The sequence below is a fragment of the Streptomyces sp. NPDC059787 genome, from assembly GCF_042732315.1.
Taxonomy (GTDB): Bacteria; Actinomycetota; Actinomycetes; order Streptomycetales; family Streptomycetaceae; genus Streptomyces; species Streptomyces atrovirens.
In genome coordinates this window covers 72,570-88,617 of sequence record NZ_JBHWHX010000020.1, presented here as the reverse complement: position 1 = coordinate 88,617, position 16,048 = coordinate 72,570, and the positions used below count along the sequence as shown (strand labels likewise).

At 69.4% G+C, this 16,048-nt stretch carries 13 protein-coding genes and 4 pseudogenes; 9 read left to right on the top strand and 8 right to left on the bottom strand.

The window, feature by feature from the left end:
* The first annotated feature begins 157 nt into the window (after positions 1-157).
* Both ACFV5H_RS20510 and ACFV5H_RS20505 read left to right on the top strand, forming a co-directional pair.
* A complete protein-coding gene (locus ACFV5H_RS20510) occupies positions 158-1,417 on the top strand; it encodes an MFS transporter (protein WP_385196458.1) in 1,260 nt (419 codons plus the stop codon).
* A 554-nt stretch (positions 1,418-1,971) separates the two neighbouring features.
* The gene (locus ACFV5H_RS20505; RefSeq protein ID WP_385196456.1) at positions 1,972-2,325 is read left to right on the top strand and encodes a transposase; all 354 of its coding nucleotides are present in this window, start codon (positions 1,972-1,974) and stop codon (positions 2,323-2,325) included.
* A gap of 134 nt (positions 2,326-2,459) precedes the next feature.
* Here ACFV5H_RS20505 and ACFV5H_RS20500 read toward each other — a convergent pair whose 3' ends face one another.
* Both ACFV5H_RS20500 and ACFV5H_RS20495 read right to left on the bottom strand, forming a co-directional pair.
* The gene (locus ACFV5H_RS20500; protein ID WP_385196454.1) at positions 2,460-3,653 is read right to left on the bottom strand and encodes a PP2C family protein-serine/threonine phosphatase; all 1,194 of its coding nucleotides are present in this window, start codon (positions 3,651-3,653) and stop codon (positions 2,460-2,462) included.
* Between the two features lie 729 nt (positions 3,654-4,382).
* Positions 4,383-4,994 carry an SUKH-4 family immunity protein gene (locus tag ACFV5H_RS20495; protein ID WP_385196554.1) on the bottom strand — a complete coding sequence of 204 codons (612 nt, stop codon included), beginning with the start codon at positions 4,992-4,994 and terminating at the stop codon, positions 4,383-4,385.
* A 91-nt stretch (positions 4,995-5,085) separates the two neighbouring features.
* Here ACFV5H_RS20495 and ACFV5H_RS20490 point away from each other — a divergent pair.
* Together ACFV5H_RS20490 and ACFV5H_RS20485 are read left to right on the top strand one after the other, a co-directional pair.
* Positions 5,086-5,211 (top strand): annotated as a pseudogene (locus ACFV5H_RS20490) (IS5/IS1182 family transposase); the annotation flags it as partial.
* Positions 5,212-5,589: 378 nt separating this feature from the next.
* Entirely contained in the window at positions 5,590-6,033 is a 444-nt protein-coding gene (locus ACFV5H_RS20485) for a hypothetical protein (RefSeq protein WP_385196551.1), read from the top strand.
* A 191-nt stretch (positions 6,034-6,224) separates the two neighbouring features.
* Here ACFV5H_RS20485 and ACFV5H_RS20480 read toward each other — a convergent pair whose 3' ends face one another.
* From ACFV5H_RS20480 to ACFV5H_RS20470, 3 genes are all read right to left on the bottom strand, one after another.
* Positions 6,225-7,412 (bottom strand): amidohydrolase family protein, encoded by a 1,188-nt coding sequence (locus tag ACFV5H_RS20480; RefSeq protein ID WP_385196451.1) that lies wholly within the window; start codon positions 7,410-7,412, stop codon positions 6,225-6,227.
* A gap of 182 nt (positions 7,413-7,594) precedes the next feature.
* Positions 7,595-8,050, bottom strand: coding sequence for an Rrf2 family transcriptional regulator (locus tag ACFV5H_RS20475; protein ID WP_385196449.1), 456 nt, complete (start codon positions 8,048-8,050; stop codon positions 7,595-7,597).
* Between the two features lie 258 nt (positions 8,051-8,308).
* The gene (locus ACFV5H_RS20470; protein ID WP_385196446.1) at positions 8,309-9,064 is read right to left on the bottom strand and encodes a TetR/AcrR family transcriptional regulator; all 756 of its coding nucleotides are present in this window, start codon (positions 9,062-9,064) and stop codon (positions 8,309-8,311) included.
* Positions 9,065-9,315: 251 nt separating this feature from the next.
* On the opposite strand from ACFV5H_RS20470, the gene ACFV5H_RS20465 reads away from it, so the two are divergent.
* Both ACFV5H_RS20465 and ACFV5H_RS20460 read left to right on the top strand, forming a co-directional pair.
* A complete protein-coding gene (locus tag ACFV5H_RS20465) occupies positions 9,316-11,556 on the top strand; it encodes an MMPL family transporter (RefSeq protein ID WP_385196444.1) in 2,241 nt (746 codons plus the stop codon).
* 59 nt (positions 11,557-11,615) lie between these two features.
* A pseudogene (locus ACFV5H_RS20460) lies at positions 11,616-12,344 on the top strand (Tn3 family transposase); the annotation flags it as partial.
* On the opposite strand, the gene ACFV5H_RS20455 reads toward ACFV5H_RS20460, so the two are convergent.
* On the bottom strand, positions 12,245-12,880 hold the full coding sequence (locus ACFV5H_RS20455; RefSeq protein ID WP_385196549.1) for an SDR family oxidoreductase: 636 nt from the start codon (positions 12,878-12,880) through the stop codon (positions 12,245-12,247). The pseudogene ACFV5H_RS20460 and the gene ACFV5H_RS20455 sit on opposite strands and share 100 nt — an antisense overlap.
* Before the next feature lie 77 nt (positions 12,881-12,957).
* Positions 12,958-13,062 (bottom strand): annotated as a pseudogene (locus ACFV5H_RS20450) (short-chain dehydrogenase); the annotation flags it as partial.
* A gap of 286 nt (positions 13,063-13,348) precedes the next feature.
* Between ACFV5H_RS20450 and ACFV5H_RS20445 the strand changes: the two are divergent.
* A pseudogene (locus tag ACFV5H_RS20445) lies at positions 13,349-13,584 on the top strand (transposase).
* Between the two features lie 511 nt (positions 13,585-14,095).
* On the opposite strand, the gene ACFV5H_RS20440 reads toward ACFV5H_RS20445, so the two are convergent.
* Positions 14,096-14,419 carry a hypothetical protein gene (locus ACFV5H_RS20440; RefSeq protein ID WP_385196441.1) on the bottom strand — a complete coding sequence of 108 codons (324 nt, stop codon included), beginning with the start codon at positions 14,417-14,419 and terminating at the stop codon, positions 14,096-14,098.
* Between the two features lie 47 nt (positions 14,420-14,466).
* On the opposite strand from ACFV5H_RS20440, the gene ACFV5H_RS20435 reads away from it, so the two are divergent.
* Together ACFV5H_RS20435 and ACFV5H_RS20430 are read left to right on the top strand one after the other, a co-directional pair.
* A complete protein-coding gene (locus tag ACFV5H_RS20435; protein WP_385196438.1) occupies positions 14,467-15,084 on the top strand; it encodes a hypothetical protein in 618 nt (205 codons plus the stop codon).
* Between the two features lie 358 nt (positions 15,085-15,442).
* Positions 15,443-16,015, top strand: a complete 573-nt coding sequence (locus ACFV5H_RS20430; RefSeq protein WP_385196435.1) for a hypothetical protein — start codon at positions 15,443-15,445, stop codon at positions 16,013-16,015.
* The last annotated feature ends 33 nt before the right edge of the window (positions 16,016-16,048 follow it).

Genomic DNA, 16,048 nt, shown 5'->3' with positions numbered 1-16,048 from the left:
GCAGCGGGCCCGCCCTTGTGACCGCGGTCCGGAATGCGTCCTGCCTCACCCTCCCAGGAAGGAGGTCACCCGAAAGATCCCAGTCGCCGACTTCATCCCTTTCCCTGTCCAGGTCGCTCGCTGACCGCCGTCACGGTCCACAGAAAAGTCCGTTGTCTTGATATCCACGAAAGCCCGGTCCGCCGCGCCCCGGCATGCCCGCGCCGTCACCCACGGCCGGACCAGGGACATCTACCTGCCTCGTCTGGCGGACGCGACCGCGTCCTCGATGACCACCTACGGCATCCCGTTGCTGGTGCTGGGCACGACGAGCTCGTCCTCTCTGACCGGCATCGCCTTCGTGCTGACGTGGGCGCCGCGGTTGTGCACGTTCGGTCTGGCCGGTATGGCCGTCGACCGTTACGGACCCGCGCGGGTGTTCCGGCTGGCCGCCACAACCCGGGCCCTGGTCGTCGGGCTTGTGACGCCTGCTCTGGCGATGACCGATGACGACAGGGCTCTGGGTCTGGTGATGTTCCTGGCGGCGTGCGCGGGGTGCCTGACCCAGTTCAGCTACATCGCGGCCGAAAGCGTCGGCGCGGTCGCCAGCAGGGACGCGGGTGATGCGGCACACCGCGTCCAGTCGGTCCTGCTGGGCATCGACCAGACAGCCGCTCTGGTCGGTCCGGCGGCAGGCGGCGTCCTCCTCCAGTGGGACGGCCCCAGCGGCATGCTCGCCGTGATCGGTGGTTTGTCGATCCTGTCGGCAGCCATATCCCCGCGCATGCGCCAGGCGCCCCCGCACGCGCCGAAGGCAACCGTGGCCGTGCCCCAGGGATGGCGCACGGGCTGGTCCACCCTGCGCGCGCTGCCGGCGCTCGCGTGGCTGGTGGCCGGGCTGGCGTTCTCCAACCTCGCCCTCGGCTTTCTGGAAGCGGCGACCCCGGTGATCGTGGTCCAGCACCTCGGCCGATCCAGCGCCTCGGTCGGCGTGATCTGGTCCTGCGCGGCCGCCGCATCACTGCTGGCGGTCGCCACCTGCCGCATCATGATCGACCGGTGGGGACTGCCCAAGGTGGGCCGCTGCGCCGCCCTGGTGACAAGCGTGCCCTGCTTCCTCATCGCGCACGCCGACTCCTACCGGGCCTACCTGATACTGATCGCCGTCTTCATGGCCGGTGACAGCGTGCTGGCCGTCGTACTGCGCACGCTACGGTCCCACCTCATCCCCGCCGAAGTTTTCGGCAGCACCCTGTCCGTGACCGTGCTGCTCCTGCTCCTGCCCTACCCCCTCGCCGGCCTCCTCATGGCCATCGTCGACCCGGCAGCCATACAGACACTGATCACCGTCTGCGCGGTGCTGCAAAGCCTCGGACTCGCCTGCGCCCTCACCTACGGCATCCGCTCCCGGCCACACCGCGGCAAGCACCGCAAGTAAGGCCCAGCGCGAGGCCTCGCACGCAGCTGGGCGAGCATGCCGCCATAGGGCGCTGTCCCATTGTCGGGCAGGCCGGTGCCTGACAGTGGTCGGGGAGTGAGGGCTTACAACCCGGGCCTGCCCCGGCCAGAGCGGCACCTACGGGCCCGCCCCTGGACCTCGGGAGGCCACACAACGCAAACCGGCCCCGCCCGGCGGCGTCTCCCGGTCCACCCCCGACTCGGCCTTCACCGAATCGATCGTCCGGCCCGTGAACCGCACCAACGTGACCGCGTCCCACTCGAACTCGCTGCTGTGCTTCGACGGACCTCCCACCTGGACTTCCCTCCCGGATCCCAGGATCCGATCGTCAGTGGTGTCCGTGCTCAAGAGGCGACCTCAGCCGTGGGAGGGTCAGGGTGTGGCGACGAGCCGTCCGGTGACTTCGCCTCTGGCGAGACGTGCCGGGCCGGTGGGGATGTCACCGAATCCGGTCTGCTGGACGGCCAGACCGACCTGGCCCTCCTCGAGGCCCCCTCCATAGCCGTCCGCTTCGCCTCCCGTCGGTGCGCCCCGTGTCCGGACCGGCCAGCCCGCACGCGGGGAAGTCCGCCCGCACCGTGCGCTTCCTCCCCCACCACCTGCACGAACTCCAGGCCCGCAACCGCACCGACCGGCAGGACCTCCAATGGAAACGGCTCTGTGCCACCCGGTCCGGCGTCGAAGGCGCCCTCTGCGAACTCGTCAACGCCCACCGGGCCCACCGCAGCCGCTACCACGGCCACCGCGAAACTCACGTCCAGCACGTCCAGCACGTCCTGACCGGCATCGCCATCACCATCGAACGGCTCGCCTCACAAGCGGCTGATCACCTCCACCGCCCCAGCCCCCCACGGCGTTCCAGCACTACCTCGACTCGCGGAACCTGACCTGGGAATGCTGGTGGAGGCAAGGCGAATGAACCCAAGTCCCAAGATCCCCGACGGAGTCGCTCCCTACGTCGTTCTGCGGGACGCGGTGAGTTCTGTGGGCAGGGTGGTGTCGTGCGGTGGGCTGCTGCGGCTCATCGCTGCGGGTCCTGTCCGGTCTCGTCCGGTCTTCGGCGTTCACCGTGCCAGTCCAGTATCAGGACCGTGGCGTCGTCCTTGAGATTGCCGTGACAGGCATCGAGCACCGCGGCGGTCAGGCTCCGTACGGCTTCTCTCGGATGCAGCGGACGGGTGTCGCGGGCGAGCGCGGTCAGGTCGACGGCTGCGGCGCCCCGCTCCTGCATTCCGTCGGTGAGCAGGATCAGGCGGTCACCGGGTCGCAGTTGCAGCTCCTGCAGACGGTAGGGGGTCGGCGCCGCCACGCCGAACGGCAGGTTGACGGCGAGCTCGACCTCCTCGACGGTGCCGTCACGCAGCCGCAGCGGCCGGGGATGGCCGGCGTTGACCAGTTCACAGAGGCCTGTTTCGAGGTCTACGCACAGCAGCTGTCCGGTGGCCAGGCCTCGGCTGTGGCTCAACAGGGCCTGGTGGGCGTGGTTGGCTTGTTTGAGGGCGTCACAGCCGCTGCGGCGTGCCCGTCGCAGTGCGCCGACCAGCAAGGTGGCCAGCAGGGCCGAGTCCGTGTCGTGGCCCATGGCGTCGGTGACGGACAGGTGCAAGGTGTCGCGGTCGAGGGTGTAGTCGTAGGTGTCGCCGCCGATGTCGTCGGCCGGGACCAGCCCGGCGGCGAGGGTGAACTGGGCCGCCTCGCAGCAGGAGGCCGAGGGAAGCAGCTGGTGCTGGATCTCCGCGGCCAGGCTGGTCTCGGTGGTGCGCCCGCTCAGGTGGTAGAGGTCGGTGAAACGGCGGTCCGTGACGATGATGTAGGCCAGCGCGTGGGCCGCGTCGCGGACCTGCCGGAGCACGGTGTCGTCGGCGGACTGCAGGGTCACCTCCAGCACGCCGATGCAGTCGCCGCGGTTGGTGACCGGTGTGATGACGCGCCGTCCGCCCCGGCGGTCCGGTTCCACATGCTGGCGCTGGCTCTGCAGTACGCGGTCGTAGACGCTGCCCTGCAGATCGATCCGCTCGTCGGGGTGCCCGCCGTCACCGTCGACCGCGGTGAGCCGGACCAGCCGCTGACCGACGAGGTCGAGGAACAGAAAGGACACACGCTCCGCACCGAACCGCTTTTGCAGATCGTGTGCCACCACGTCGACGGACTCACTGGGCGGCGCCGCCTCCGCGGCAGCCAGCAACTCACCCAGCTCCACGTCTCCACCCTTCACAGCGACCTCCCGTCATCTGCCGCATCTTTTTCCCCGAGTTTCCACAACATCACCCAAAGCGCCCCTCTTAGCTGGTCAGGACAGCGGGCCGGGGCACTGCGAGGAGAACCTCGCCGCCTCGGCAGCCGAACGACGACGCCCCCCAGCGCCCCGGTCACCGCTGCCCCGACCAGACCAGACCAGACCGTCCCCCACGAGCAGGCCACTCGAAGACATCGCGGGAGCCGTACAGCAGTCAGTCCCGCCCGGTGAGAAATCCGGCGACATCGCACCGAGCCACCGGCCCTGTCGCGTCGAACTTTCACGGCCAGACGTCAAGTCGATCGGTCGATCCCGGAGAGGACCGGCTGCGGGAGCGAATTCCTGCGGTTTCGTGACCGATGGCCTGTCCGTCGCCGTCATGACTCACCGTCACCACCCAATGTGAGACGGAGTCAGCTTCTGTGGAGCGGCGACGCTCAGTGTTGTCGAACGGCCCTGTGCCACCACGACCGACGGTGGTCTCGGTGGGACGATCAGCTCCGGTGGCGGGCAGCTGCCGAACCGGCCCACGTGGGATGGACCTCAGGGCCGGCTTCGCCGCCCGCCGTTGAAGACCGTACGGATGTCCTGGAGCACGTCGGACAGCCGCTGGGCGGGCGTGCTGCCGGGCACGAGGAGAACGGCCCGCAGGAAGGCGGTCTGCGCACCGTGCAGACCGCACGGTGCGTGGGCGGCATCAGTTGGCGATCACCCGTAGAGCGAGCGGCCTCCCGGGCTGTCGGCCGTGAAGCGCCGGCCCATGGCGATCTCATCGCCCACTACTGACCAGACGGTCTCGTCGTCCTGGAAAGGGAGCGGGTCGATGCTGCCTGTCTCCTCACGGATACGATCGACCTCGCCGTCCAGGCGCTCGAAGTCGGCTTCCCCGTCGTCGCCGACGAAGGTGAACTCTTCGAGTAGGCGCTGGAGCCGGAAAGTGACCTGGACGAGCGAGGAAACGTCCGTGTGGAGTTCCTGCACGGTCCCCTCATCGGGGTCGAAGGCGTGCACCTTGCCGGATACGGGGTCAAGGACGAGGTGGGCGTTGAGCAGCCAGCCGATGACGGGCCATTCGTCCGAGCCCTCCGTGGCGTCCTCGAAGTCCCCGATGTCGACGACGCTCCGGGCGAGAGGCAGCCGGCCGGAGTCCTCGTCGGGTTGACGCAGCAGGAGCGTCCCGGTGGGGGCACCGACGGTCTGCAGGAGGCGGGCGCCCTCGGTGTCCGCAGCGGCGGGCGGGAAGGCGGTGGCAGGCACAGACGCGATCCGGTCCTCGCCGAAGACGTCCGTGAGTTCGCTGCGGGCGATGTCGAAAAGCACTGCCAGAACTCCGAACTCGTACCAAAAGGCAACCACTGTAGCACTCTTGGACGCCATTTCAGTTGGCGTGATCTTGCGGCAGTCCGGGGTGATGACCGCTGCGCTTGTCGAGCGGACGGCGCCGGAAGACCTGTGGACGTTGTTCCGACGGGTGGTGCCGCCGGCGCCGGTTCGCCCGCAGGGTGGAGGGCATCGTCGACGAGGAGACCGCGAGATCAATTGCCTGGCTCCCCGCACGACAGCCCATCGGCCACGCCCCTGCGCCAACGGGCACGCCCAACGCCTGCTCGGTCACTTTCGGTTCACCTGCCTCCGCACGCATATCCCGGCAGCGGCCGACGGCGTGTCCCGCGCTGACATCCGTCGGCTCACCGCCCGGTTCGAGGACGGACGTCGCCACACGTCCAGCACCAGCCGCACCAGCCGCACCAGCCGTCACGATCCAGGTCGAGCCTGTTCGAGCCCCTCTGCGCGCGGGTATGCCCTGCCGTGCCGACCGCGCGTCAGGGCTCGGCCGGAACTGGCTGATGGGGGAATCGTGCGCACTCGTGTGTCCGGACTGGGCCTTGGTCCGATCCGAGGGGACTACGCCGTCATGACCCCGCTCGCGGGCACCTTGCTGCAGATCCTCCGGGGTTTTATGTTGATCTTCTGGGTCGTCATGCTCGGTCTCACCGTCTTCACCCCGGACCAGGTCGACGGGAACCTCGCCTGGACGACGGCGGTGGTGGTCGCGGTGTACACCGTGACGTTCGGATGGCGTCTGCTGACCGCCCGGCTCGGCATGAACCGGTGCTACCTCCTGGCGGAGGGGGTGGCCGTCACCAACCGCTTCAGGCGGGTGACCGACTTCGTGGCGTGGAGCGACGTGACCGGCGTCCAGCAGACAACGGTCGTGGAGCTCTACATGGGAGCGCACCGCATGGAGATCAACCGGAACCAGCCCGCCAAACCCCTCGTGTTCCTGGCACCGGGCGTGAAGTCGCGACTGGTGGAAGCGCTGCTCGCCGAGGGCCGCCGCGCAGGAGCCCTGCAGTGAGGGACGTCGGTACTCGCGGCCGAAACCGGGCGTCCCCGACGAGTCCGCCAACGCCGGGACGCAGACCACCCCGAGCAGCAGCCCGCCGTCCCGCCCCCTTCTCCCACGCCGCACCGGCGGCGCCGGAGCTCGGACAGAGGACGACTGCAGACGCCACGGTGCGCCCCCGGCCCCTGGCACGCGACCGTTCATCACTCGGGATCCACTTTCGGTACACGGCCTGACACGCCGTCCAGGAACACCATGTTGAGGTCACGAAGGGCGCCGATGTCCGCGGTGGGATCGGCGTCCAGTACGAGCAGGTCGGCGCGCTTGCCGGGGATCACCGTGCCGAGGTCCGGGCGGACGCACTGCTGTGCCGCGCCGCTCGTGCCGGCGGCCGGCACCTGGGCGGGTGTCATCCCGGCCGCCACCACGAGTTCGGCCTCTTCCAGCGTGTTGGCTCCGAACAGGCCCCGGCCGATGAAACTGTCACTGCCCAGCACGATGCGCACGCCGGCCCCGGCGACCTTCCTGAGGTTGTCACGGGCGTCCGGGTGGGCGTCGTCGATCCACAGCGTGGGCGTGTACGTGACGTCGTGTTCGAGCATCAGGTCGATGAGCGAGTGGTCGGTGAGGGGCTCGACGGTGACCCCGTGTTCCAGACCGTCCGCCCCCGCCTCGATCGTCTCGCGTGCCGCGGCCTGCTGGACGGTGTGGAGGGTCGCCCTCAGGCCCCGCTCGTGAGCGGCCTCGATGCCTGCCCGAAGGCGATCGAGAGGAAGCCGCTCCAACTCGACAACGTCCGGAAAGGCGGGATTGCGCCATAGATACGTCGGCCCGCCGGAGTGTGCGCACGCTCCTTCCGACAGGAGCTTGATCGCGTCCACCCCGCGGTCGGCGAGGTGGTGCACCAGGTCGCGCATCTCCCGCACACTGCCGGCCTCACCGGTGAAGCGCTCGCACGCCCAGGGGTTGCCGTTCGAGATGGTGGCGGGATGCCCGTCGCGTCCGGTGACACCGCGACCGGTCGCCGGCAGTCGCGGTCCCCGCAGCGGGCCGGCGGCGTTCCTGGCCCGGGTGTCCAGGATTCCGTCCGTCGGGTCGCCCACCGACCTGATGGTCGTGATCCCGTGGTCGAGGAACGACCTGAGCCTTCCGGGCATGTGGTGTTCCTCGAAGGCCCGCATCGAGGCCGCATCGGTGGCCGCGCGCACGTCGTGGAGGTGGACATGCGTGTCGGTCAGGCCCGGCACGACCCACCCTCCGGCCGCGTCCACCTCCCGTCCGCCCCGGAGCGGCTCGGCCGAGACGACGGCGATCTCCGCGCCGTCGACGGCGACGTCGTACAGACCGGCGAGCGCCCGGTGACCGTCGAAGACGTGCGCACGACTGATCACGAGGTCGTGGGTCGCGCGGTCGTACGCTCCGCCGCCAGCGGTTGCTTCACATGCCTGAGGCATCGCTGCCGCTCCTGGTGCGTGCTGAGAGGTGTTCGAGCTGTGGAAACCGATACTGCAACTCGATTGGTTGCAGTTCGGGCGTGCTTCATGAAGCGGGAGACGTACGCGTCACCGCGTGCTCAATGACCCTTCGGTTCGCCGTCGGCGGCCAGTACCTGCCGCAGCAGCCCGGCGATCGTCGTCCTGCCGAGTTGTGCCTCCAGGGCTCGCTCGGCACTCCGGAACTCGGTGTCGAGCAGATCGCCGATGTTGCGTCCGACGGCGCACGTCCCGCTGGGCGGATGGGCATGTCGCGAGAAGACTTGCCCGTCCTCGACGGCGGCATAGGCGTCGTAGGGGGTGATGTCCCGCGGGGCCCGGGCGAGGGACCAGCCGCCTCCGCGCCCCTCGGTGGACCACACCAGGTGGGCATCCCGCAGCCGGCCGAGGACGCGCCGCACGAGGACCGGATTGCTGTCGAGGCTGTCCGCGATCTCCGCGGACGTCAACGCCCCCCCACGCCGGTTCGCCGGCATCGCGAGCGCATGAATCGCGACCGCGCTCCTGCCGCCGCCCCGATCAACTGGAACCGACATAGTTGCAGTCTCCCCGGCGGTCAACCGAGCTGTGGTGGACCTCGGAAGGCAACCATGGCCTGCCGTCCCGGCCGGTGTGAGGGCCGGCAGGTCACAGCGTGTCAACAGGAACGGCAGCGCCTCACCGGCCGGCGTCCGCACCCCCGCGTGCCTGGCCGAGGGGGCGGCAGCACCGGGAGCATTCGTCCCGTCAGCGCCGGCTTCGGTGCGGAACCGGGTCAGCCGCCCACGCGGCCGCCGCGCGTCCAGCGCCGCCCCTCAAGGGGCAGCCGGTGTCCCCGGGGGCTGCGTGGGGATCCGCCGATGGATGTCCTCCAGCAGGTCGCGCATGGCCATGCGGAAGATCTCCGCTTGGTGTTCGCCGATGAAGGAGGTGTGCCCGAAGGCCTCCAGGACGACCATGCCGTGCATGTGCCCCCAGGCGCCGAGGAGGAGAGCGGCTGCGGAAGGCGGCAGGGTTTCCGAACCATGCGGAAACAGGGGTTCCACGTGCGCCTGCAGAGCCGGCGAGAGCGCCCGGGTGTCGGCTGCGGCGAGTTGCGCCGTGGTGAACCCATCGAATATCTCTCGCTGGAAGACCATGCCCAGTCGGCGCATCGCCTGGGTGGTCGGGCCCTCGGCAGGTGCCTCGTAATGGCGCAGCGGTGCGCCGTACAGCAGCTGGAATCGCTCGACGTGGGTGACGGCCCAGCGGCGATAGCCCTCGGTGGCAGCCAGAAACCGCCGTGCAGCCGGTTCGTCGGCCGCTGCGTCGACGGCTGCCGTCACGGCATCGGCCAGGTCGTCGTACGCCTTGGCCACCAACGCCGTGACGAGGGCGTCCCTGTTCGGGAAGTAGTGGTAGAGCCCCTGCACGGTCATGCCGAGGTCGCGGGCGACCGCTCGCAGCGACAGGGCGTGCGGCCCGTGCTCGGCGATCTGGCGCTCGGCGGCGTCCACGATCTCTCGAGTAGCGGCGGCTCGGCGTCGCTGGCGCAGGGACGGCAGGGCCGTCGCGGTCTCTTCGGCGAACATGCGGCGATCTTAAGGCGGTTGGCGGGGCGGGTCATCAGGGAACTACGCCCGTCCGAAAAACCTGACAGTGTCAGGTAAATCTCCTTCTGCTCAAAAACACGCTGCCTCGTTAGCGTCGTTCCCGGCGGCGACGAGCGCGGCATCGCGCACCCTCTACCGGGGCGAAGAGGGCTCTGCGACGCGTTCCGCCGGTTTCTCGCCCGGCCGCCACCTCTCGTCTTTTCCCGAAGAACCCCTAAGGAGATCCACTCGTGTTCGAACGTATGGCCGACCTGGCGATCCGCCGGTCCCGACTGGTGCTGGTCGTGGCCGCCTTGGCCGTGGCACTGATGGGCGTGGTGGGTGCCGGCGCCTTCGACAAGCTGAAGGGAGGCGGCTTCGACGACCCCGCCTCCCCCTCCACGCGGGCAGCGAACGTCATCGCCGACAAGTTCGGCGGCGAGACCAACCTCGTCCTGCTGGTCCGCTCCCCCGACGGCCGCGTCGACACCCCCGCCGCCGAGGAGAACGGCCAGGACCTGGTGGCCGAGCTCAAGAAGGACGAGCGGCTCAGCAACGTCGTCTCCTTCTGGGAGACGAACAGCCCGGACCTGCGTTCCGAGGACGGCCGTGAGGCCATGGTGCTCGCCCACGTGAAAGGCGACACCACCGAGCAGCGGGAAAGCGCCATCGCGATCCTGGACACCTACAGCGGCTCCTACAAGGACACCCTCACCGTCCGGGCCGGAGGAGGCGCCGCTGTAGGAGCCGACCTGTCGAACCAGGTGGTCGAGGATCTGATCCTCGCCGAGGCGATCGCCATACCGCTGACCCTTGTGCTGCTCCTGATCGTCTTCGGCAGCGTCGTCGCGGCGCTGTTGCCGCTCGCCATCGCCGTCATCGCCGTCATCGGCTCGTTCGCCCAGCTCTTCCTGCTCGGCAGCGTCACCGACGTGGCCGACACCGCCACCAACCTCACCACCGCCCTGGGTCTCGGACTGGGCATCGACTACGCCCTGTTGATGGTCAGCCGCTTCCGGGAGCAGATCGCGGTCGGGGTGAGCGTGGACGACGCCGTCCGGCGGACGGTGCACACCGCGGGCCGCACCGTCGCCTTCTCCGCAGCGACCGTCGCGGCGGCCCTGGCAACCCTCATGGTGTTCCCGCAGTACTTCCTGCGCTCGTTCGGCTTCGCCGGGGTCGGTGTCGTCGCCATGGCCGCCCTGAGCACCCTGTTCGTGATGCCGGCCCTGCTGAAGGTTCTGGGGCACCGGGTCAACGGCGGGCGGATGCCGTGGGCGAAGTTGCGGCGTTCCGAGGCCCAGGCATCCGTGTGGGGACGGCTGGCGCGCACCGTCATGCGGCGGCCCGTGCTCACAGCGGTGCCCGTTCTCGCCGTGCTGCTGCTGGCGGCGGGTCCTCTGCTGAACATCACCTTCGGAACGACGGACGAACGCGTTCTGCCCGAGGACGCCGAGAGCCGCCAGGTCTCGCAGGTCCTGCGGGAGGAGTTCGGCGGCAGCGAGGACTCGGCCATCTTCATCACCATCGACACCTCCGTGGCCGAAGCCCCGCTGGCCTCGTACGCGGGGCGGCTGGCCGCGCTCAAGGGCGTCGAGCGTGTCGAGACCAGCGCGGGCACCTACAGCGCGGGGCGGCCCGCCGCGACCGGTCCGGCCGACTCCGCCCTCGGCCGGACCGACGCACAGCGGATCAGTGTGGTGAGCAGCCTGACGCCGAAGTCGGAGGCGGCCGAGAGCCTGGTCAAGCAGGTGCGCTCGGTGACTCCGCCCCCGGGGACGGACCCCTTGGTCGGCGGGAACGACGCCGTACTGGTCGACGCCAAGGAATCCATCGCCGACAAGCTCCCGCTGGCCGTGACCCTGGTCGTCCTCAGCACCTTCCTGCTGCTCTTCCTGTTCACCGGCAGCGTCGTGCAGCCGGTGCGCGCGCTGATCCTCAACCTGATCAGCCTGGGCGCCACCCTCGGTGTGATGACGTGGATCTTCCAGGACGGCAACCTCTCCTCACTGCTCGGCTTCACCGCCCAGCCGATGGAGCTGTCGATGACCGTGTTGATGTTCTGCATCGGCTTCGGCCTCTCGATGGACTACGAGGTCTTCGTCACCAGCCGGATCAAGGAACTCCACGACCAGGGAGCGGACAACGAGACCGCCGTGGTCAACGGCCTCGGCCACACCGGGCGCATCGTCAGCGCGGCCGCCTTCCTGCTCGCGGTGAGCTTCTTCGCCTTCGGCACCTCCGAACTCAGCTTCATGCAGATGTTCGGCCTCGGCAGCGGACTGGCCATCCTCATCGATGCCCTCGCCGTCCGCGGCGTGCTCGTCCCCGCCGCGATGCGTCTGCTGGGGAACTCGGCCTGGTACGCGCCCGGCTTCCTGCGCACGTTCCACGCGCGGTACGGCCTCAGCGAAGGCGGTCCCAGGCCGGCGTCCGCCCCCGGATCGGCGGCAGCTGCTCGGGCGGACACGAAGGAGTCGACCATGGTGTGACCCGCCTGACCACCGCTCAGCCACCCACCGACTACGGAACGGACCCGTTCATCGGACAGACCCGGGCGCGGCTCGTGCACATCGACCGGTACTGTCTGCGGGCCGACACGTCCGCCGCGGCGAACGCGCGGCTGATCGCCGCCCGGGCCGAGGTGCCGATCGTGCAGTTCTGGGGCGAGGGCCTGCTCGCCTCGGTGGGCGGGCTGCGGTTCCTCGTCCCCGTCCGGACCGTCAGCGCGGTGCCGTCGCCGAAGTACTTCGGGTTCGAGCGGGGCATCACCTGGCTCAACGCCGTCAACGACCAGGTCGCAGGTATCGGGCAGATGGTCGTCCCCGGCACCCCGCGCGACTCCCTGCACGTCCTGGAGGCGCTGCCGAACCTGGACGGCGGGGTCAAGCCGGAGATGGTGGCGACCGACAACGCCTCCTGCTCCGACATGGTGCTCGGCCTGTTCGAGATCCTCGGCTACACCTTCTCGCCCCGGTTCCGCGACCTGGACGACCAGCGGTTCTGGCGGGCCACGATGCCCGGCGTCGGGACGGGCACATACGGCGCGTTGGAAGACCCCGCCCGCAACCGTGTCGATCCGAACAAGGTGATCACGCACTGGCCGGACATGCCGAAGGTCGCAGGCTCCCCGGTCACCAACCAGGTCCGCGCCTACGACCTACTGCGCATGTTCGGCCGCTACGGCTTCACCGCCAGCGTCCCGACTGCCGGCTCCCTGCGCCCGCTGTGCGACCCGGACGCGGTGGAGCTGGACGAGGACGACGAGGGCGAGGCGTGAGCACGCTGCTCGACGGCTGTGCGGTGCCCCGGGTCCCGGCTCGCGGCTGGGCGGCGAGAACGCGGCCTTCGACGCCGGAGGCCGCTCGCGGTCGGCTCTTCTTGATGGTGGTCCGGTCGAACAGGGCCGCCTTGGCGCTCCGTCAGTCGGAGCGGACAGTTGGTCCGGGCGCTCGTACATGTGTACCGGTGAGAGGAGGGTGGGGTGCCATGCCGATCGAGCGGTGGCGGTGACCGGAAGTCCCCTGCTCGGCCGAGGGCGGGTTGGCCACCCATGGCACTGAGGGTGGCGCCGTTGACACAGCTGGCGGCGGGAGAGGCGAGGAAGGCGATGGGGCCGGCGATTTCCGCGGTCCCGGCGAGGCGCTTGAGGGCTACGGCTTGTCCGGCTGACTCGAAGGCTTCGCCGTGGACGGCGGTGCCTTCCGTGCGGGTGGGGCCTGCGGCGACGGCGTTGACGCGGACGGCGTCGGGGCCGTATTCGGCCGCCCGGACACGGGTGAGGGATTCGAGGGCTGCTTTGGTGGCGCCGTAGATGCCGCTGCCGAATCCGGGGGGACGGCGGCGCCGCTGCTGATGTTGATGATGGAGCCGTGTCCGCGTGCGGCCATGCCGGGAGCGAGGGCCTGGACGAGGAGGTAGGGGGCGCGCAGGTTGACGGCGATGTGGGCGTCGAAGGTGGCCGGGTCGGTATCGGCGGTGCGGGCGAAGCGGAAGATGCCCGCGTTGTTGATCAGGATGTCGACGGCGCCGCCTGAAAAAAGCGACGGCCTTCTTCGTGAAGGAGAACGGCCGGTGAGCGAGCTTCACCGGTTGATCGATGCGGAGAAGGCGGCCTATCCGATCGTCCTGCTGTGCCGGGTACTGAAGGTCGCCCGCTCCTCCTACTACGCCTGACGCGAGGGTGAGGCCGCCCGCCGTGCTCGTCAGGCTCGCCTGTCCGGACAACACGCGGGCCTGCGATCCCGCTCGGGCGTTCGCTGATCTGGTCCGCCACCAGCGCGGATACCTGACCTGCTGCTGGAGTGGATCCGGCAGGCCGAGCAGGACGCACCGAAGCCGATGAAGGGCTTCGCCGGCTTCCTCCGTCAGGACCTCGACGCCGTCACCGCCGGACTCACCCTGCCATGGAGTTCTGGGACAGTCGAAGGCCACGTGAACCGGATGAAAACACTCAAGAGAGCAATGTATGGCCCAGCCCGTTCGAGTTCCTGCGAACCCGCGTCCTCACCCAGCCATGAACTGCACCATGAAACCGCCTCGTCAGCCGTCACAACGCCGGGTACGTTCATCTCGTGTGTTACTACGCCGAGAAGCCCTACAAGCTGCATTACGCGTGCGTGCCCTGCCGCGTCGCGTTCAAGCGGCACCCCGGGTCCGGCGGACACCGATGCCCCCGATGCGCCGAGCCAATGCTCTGTGCGGGGCACGACTTCGCGGCACCACGGCGCCGAGACACCAAGGCGTGGACCGTCGTGGCTGCGGTGCTGGGCGCAGGACTGCGTTACGAGGGCCGCGAACCCTGCGGCTGTGGCAAGGAATCCAAATTCCGCCCCCGTACCCGAGCCCAGTTGCGAGCACGCCGAATCGCAGCAGCACGAACCGGGACTCCCTTCGCCGACATGCTCGGGCGCGCAGATCCACAGACGCCCGCATGACCTGACACGCCGATACACACGCGGCACATAACCTGCCGCTGCACCCGCAAGACCATTCACGGAACCGCGGACAGAGCCGATTTCGAAGATCCCATCACTGGTCGGTGCCCGCGGAGCCGGCTGTCGAGGGCTCGCCGAAGGCCCACGACTGCTCCGTCGCGCGCACTCCGTCGGCATGCCGCAGGCCGCCCACCTGTTCGAGTCGCACGTCGTGGGCGAGCCCGGCCGAATCCATCGCCGATCGGTAGCCGGCCACCTGGGTCCGGGCGCCCGCCCTGGGCCCGGGCCCGCTGATCACGCCGATCCGCCGGTGGCCGAGCCGAACCAGATGCTCGGCGGCAGCGCACCCGCCGGTGAAGTCGTTGACACCGACCGACGGGGTCTCCGGCGCCACCAGGCTCACGGAGCCGACCAGCACGAACGGGATGGCTCACCGGTTGAGGTCAGCGCTGTTGAATGGGCGAGATGGAAGACAGCGCTATCTCGCGACTCCGTCAGGCCGTCCGGCTCACTGAGCACGCCACCCGCGACCGCACGGCCGGCGAGTGTGGACCGGAGGCCGCAGACGATGACGCCGGCACGTTCGCCACGGACGGCGCGATCGGCTTCGACCCGTTTCCCTTCCTCCGGGCGCTGCACGACTCCGGCGCCCTCGCCGTGGTCATCGGCCAGGTCGCCGGCATCATGCACGGCTCCACCGAGCTCACCGGCGACCTCGATCTGCTCTGGGACGGCACACCCGCGCAGGCGCGTGCCATCCGCGAGGCCCTGATCGCTGCGAACTGCCTGAGCCTGCCCGACCTGACCGGCGCCCAGGCCGCCTACCAAGTGACCGGCGCCGGCGGCGACCTCTGCACCCCCGAGCTGCCCTGGGGTGATCTGCACGTCGCCTCGTGCCTCGACCGCGCGGTGAGCGCCCACGACCCCGCGGGCTTCACCGTCCGCTACGTGGCGCTGACCGATCTGATCGGAATGCGGCGCGCCCTCGGCCGCCCCAAGGATCTCCGCCGGGCGGTCGAGCTCGAGGCCCTCCTGAAGGTCGGTCCAGATGAGGAGTCCGTGGGGAGCGCTCGTAGCCGCTGAGCTCCACCGACATCGGTGTTCGCTGCCAGGAGTACGGCGTGAACCGCCAGTGGTGGCCCGTCGCGCCGGACTGCCCGAGCGACGCCGCGGGCAGCTGCTGCCACGTACAGCCGGACGTGGCCACGAACACGATCGTGGCCGGCACCTCCCGGTCACCATGCAGACGGCGGACGCCTCGACAAGACCGTGCCGGTCACGAAGCTGCACCAGCCGATGGACCTGAGCTTGCCGCCAACACCACTGCGTGGGCGCGCTGTCCGGGCAGAGCCTGTACCACCTCGCTGCCCGCACCGGCAGCTGGTCCGCGACGGCAAGATCACCTACACCGGCAGCAGCAACTTCGCCGTAGGATGCGGGCATGTACATGCAGGGGCGCGGGCTCAGACTCACAGCAATGTCGGTGATGGTCGTACTGGCCCTGACCGGCTTCTCGTCGGGTCGTGTCCAAGGAAACAGCAGCCAGGACAACAGCGACGAGGGCGGTTGCAGCAGTTCCAGCCAGGATCACGACGGTTCGACGCCGGGCGGCAGCGACCCGCTCGGCGGTTCGTCCACCAGCTCGCCCAGCGGTGACTCCTACAACTCCGGGACGAGCAACAACAGCGGCGGCGGTTCGCAGCCCACGCCCACGGTGTCCGCCTCCGGCAGTACCGCCCCGCCCCTGAAGGACGGCACCGCCGTACTCGTGCGCTGCGCAAGCATGGAGGACCCGTACGCGACCGTCGAGATCAGGAATCCGAACGGACGTGACGCCGTCCTGAACGTGAAAGTCAGCTTCGCGGACAAGCACGGCTACACCTTCCTCGACACCGGCAATCAGATATTGGTCCCCGCGAAGGACAAAACAACCTACCGGGTGCCCGCCAAAATGAGATACACCGACAGGATCGCGCAATGCGAGGTCGATCCTGTAGCAACTGCCGTCTGGTGATGTACGGTCAGGCCCTTGCCCGCGCCAGTGGTG

Excerpts from the sequence above, each read along its gene's own strand:
- ACFV5H_RS20435 (WP_385196438.1), top strand. The coding sequence starts at position 14,467 with ATGGAAGACAGCGCTATCTCGCGACTCCGTCAGGCCGTCCGGCTCACT.
- ACFV5H_RS20475 (WP_385196449.1), bottom strand. The coding sequence starts at position 8,050 with ATGTCGGTTCCAGTTGATCGGGGCGGCGGCAGGAGCGCGGTCGCGATT.
- ACFV5H_RS20430 (WP_385196435.1), top strand. The coding sequence starts at position 15,443 with ATGTACATGCAGGGGCGCGGGCTCAGACTCACAGCAATGTCGGTGATG.
- ACFV5H_RS20485 (WP_385196551.1), top strand. The coding sequence starts at position 5,590 with ATGACCCCGCTCGCGGGCACCTTGCTGCAGATCCTCCGGGGTTTTATG.
- ACFV5H_RS20470 (WP_385196446.1), bottom strand. The coding sequence starts at position 9,064 with ATGTTCGCCGAAGAGACCGCGACGGCCCTGCCGTCCCTGCGCCAGCGA.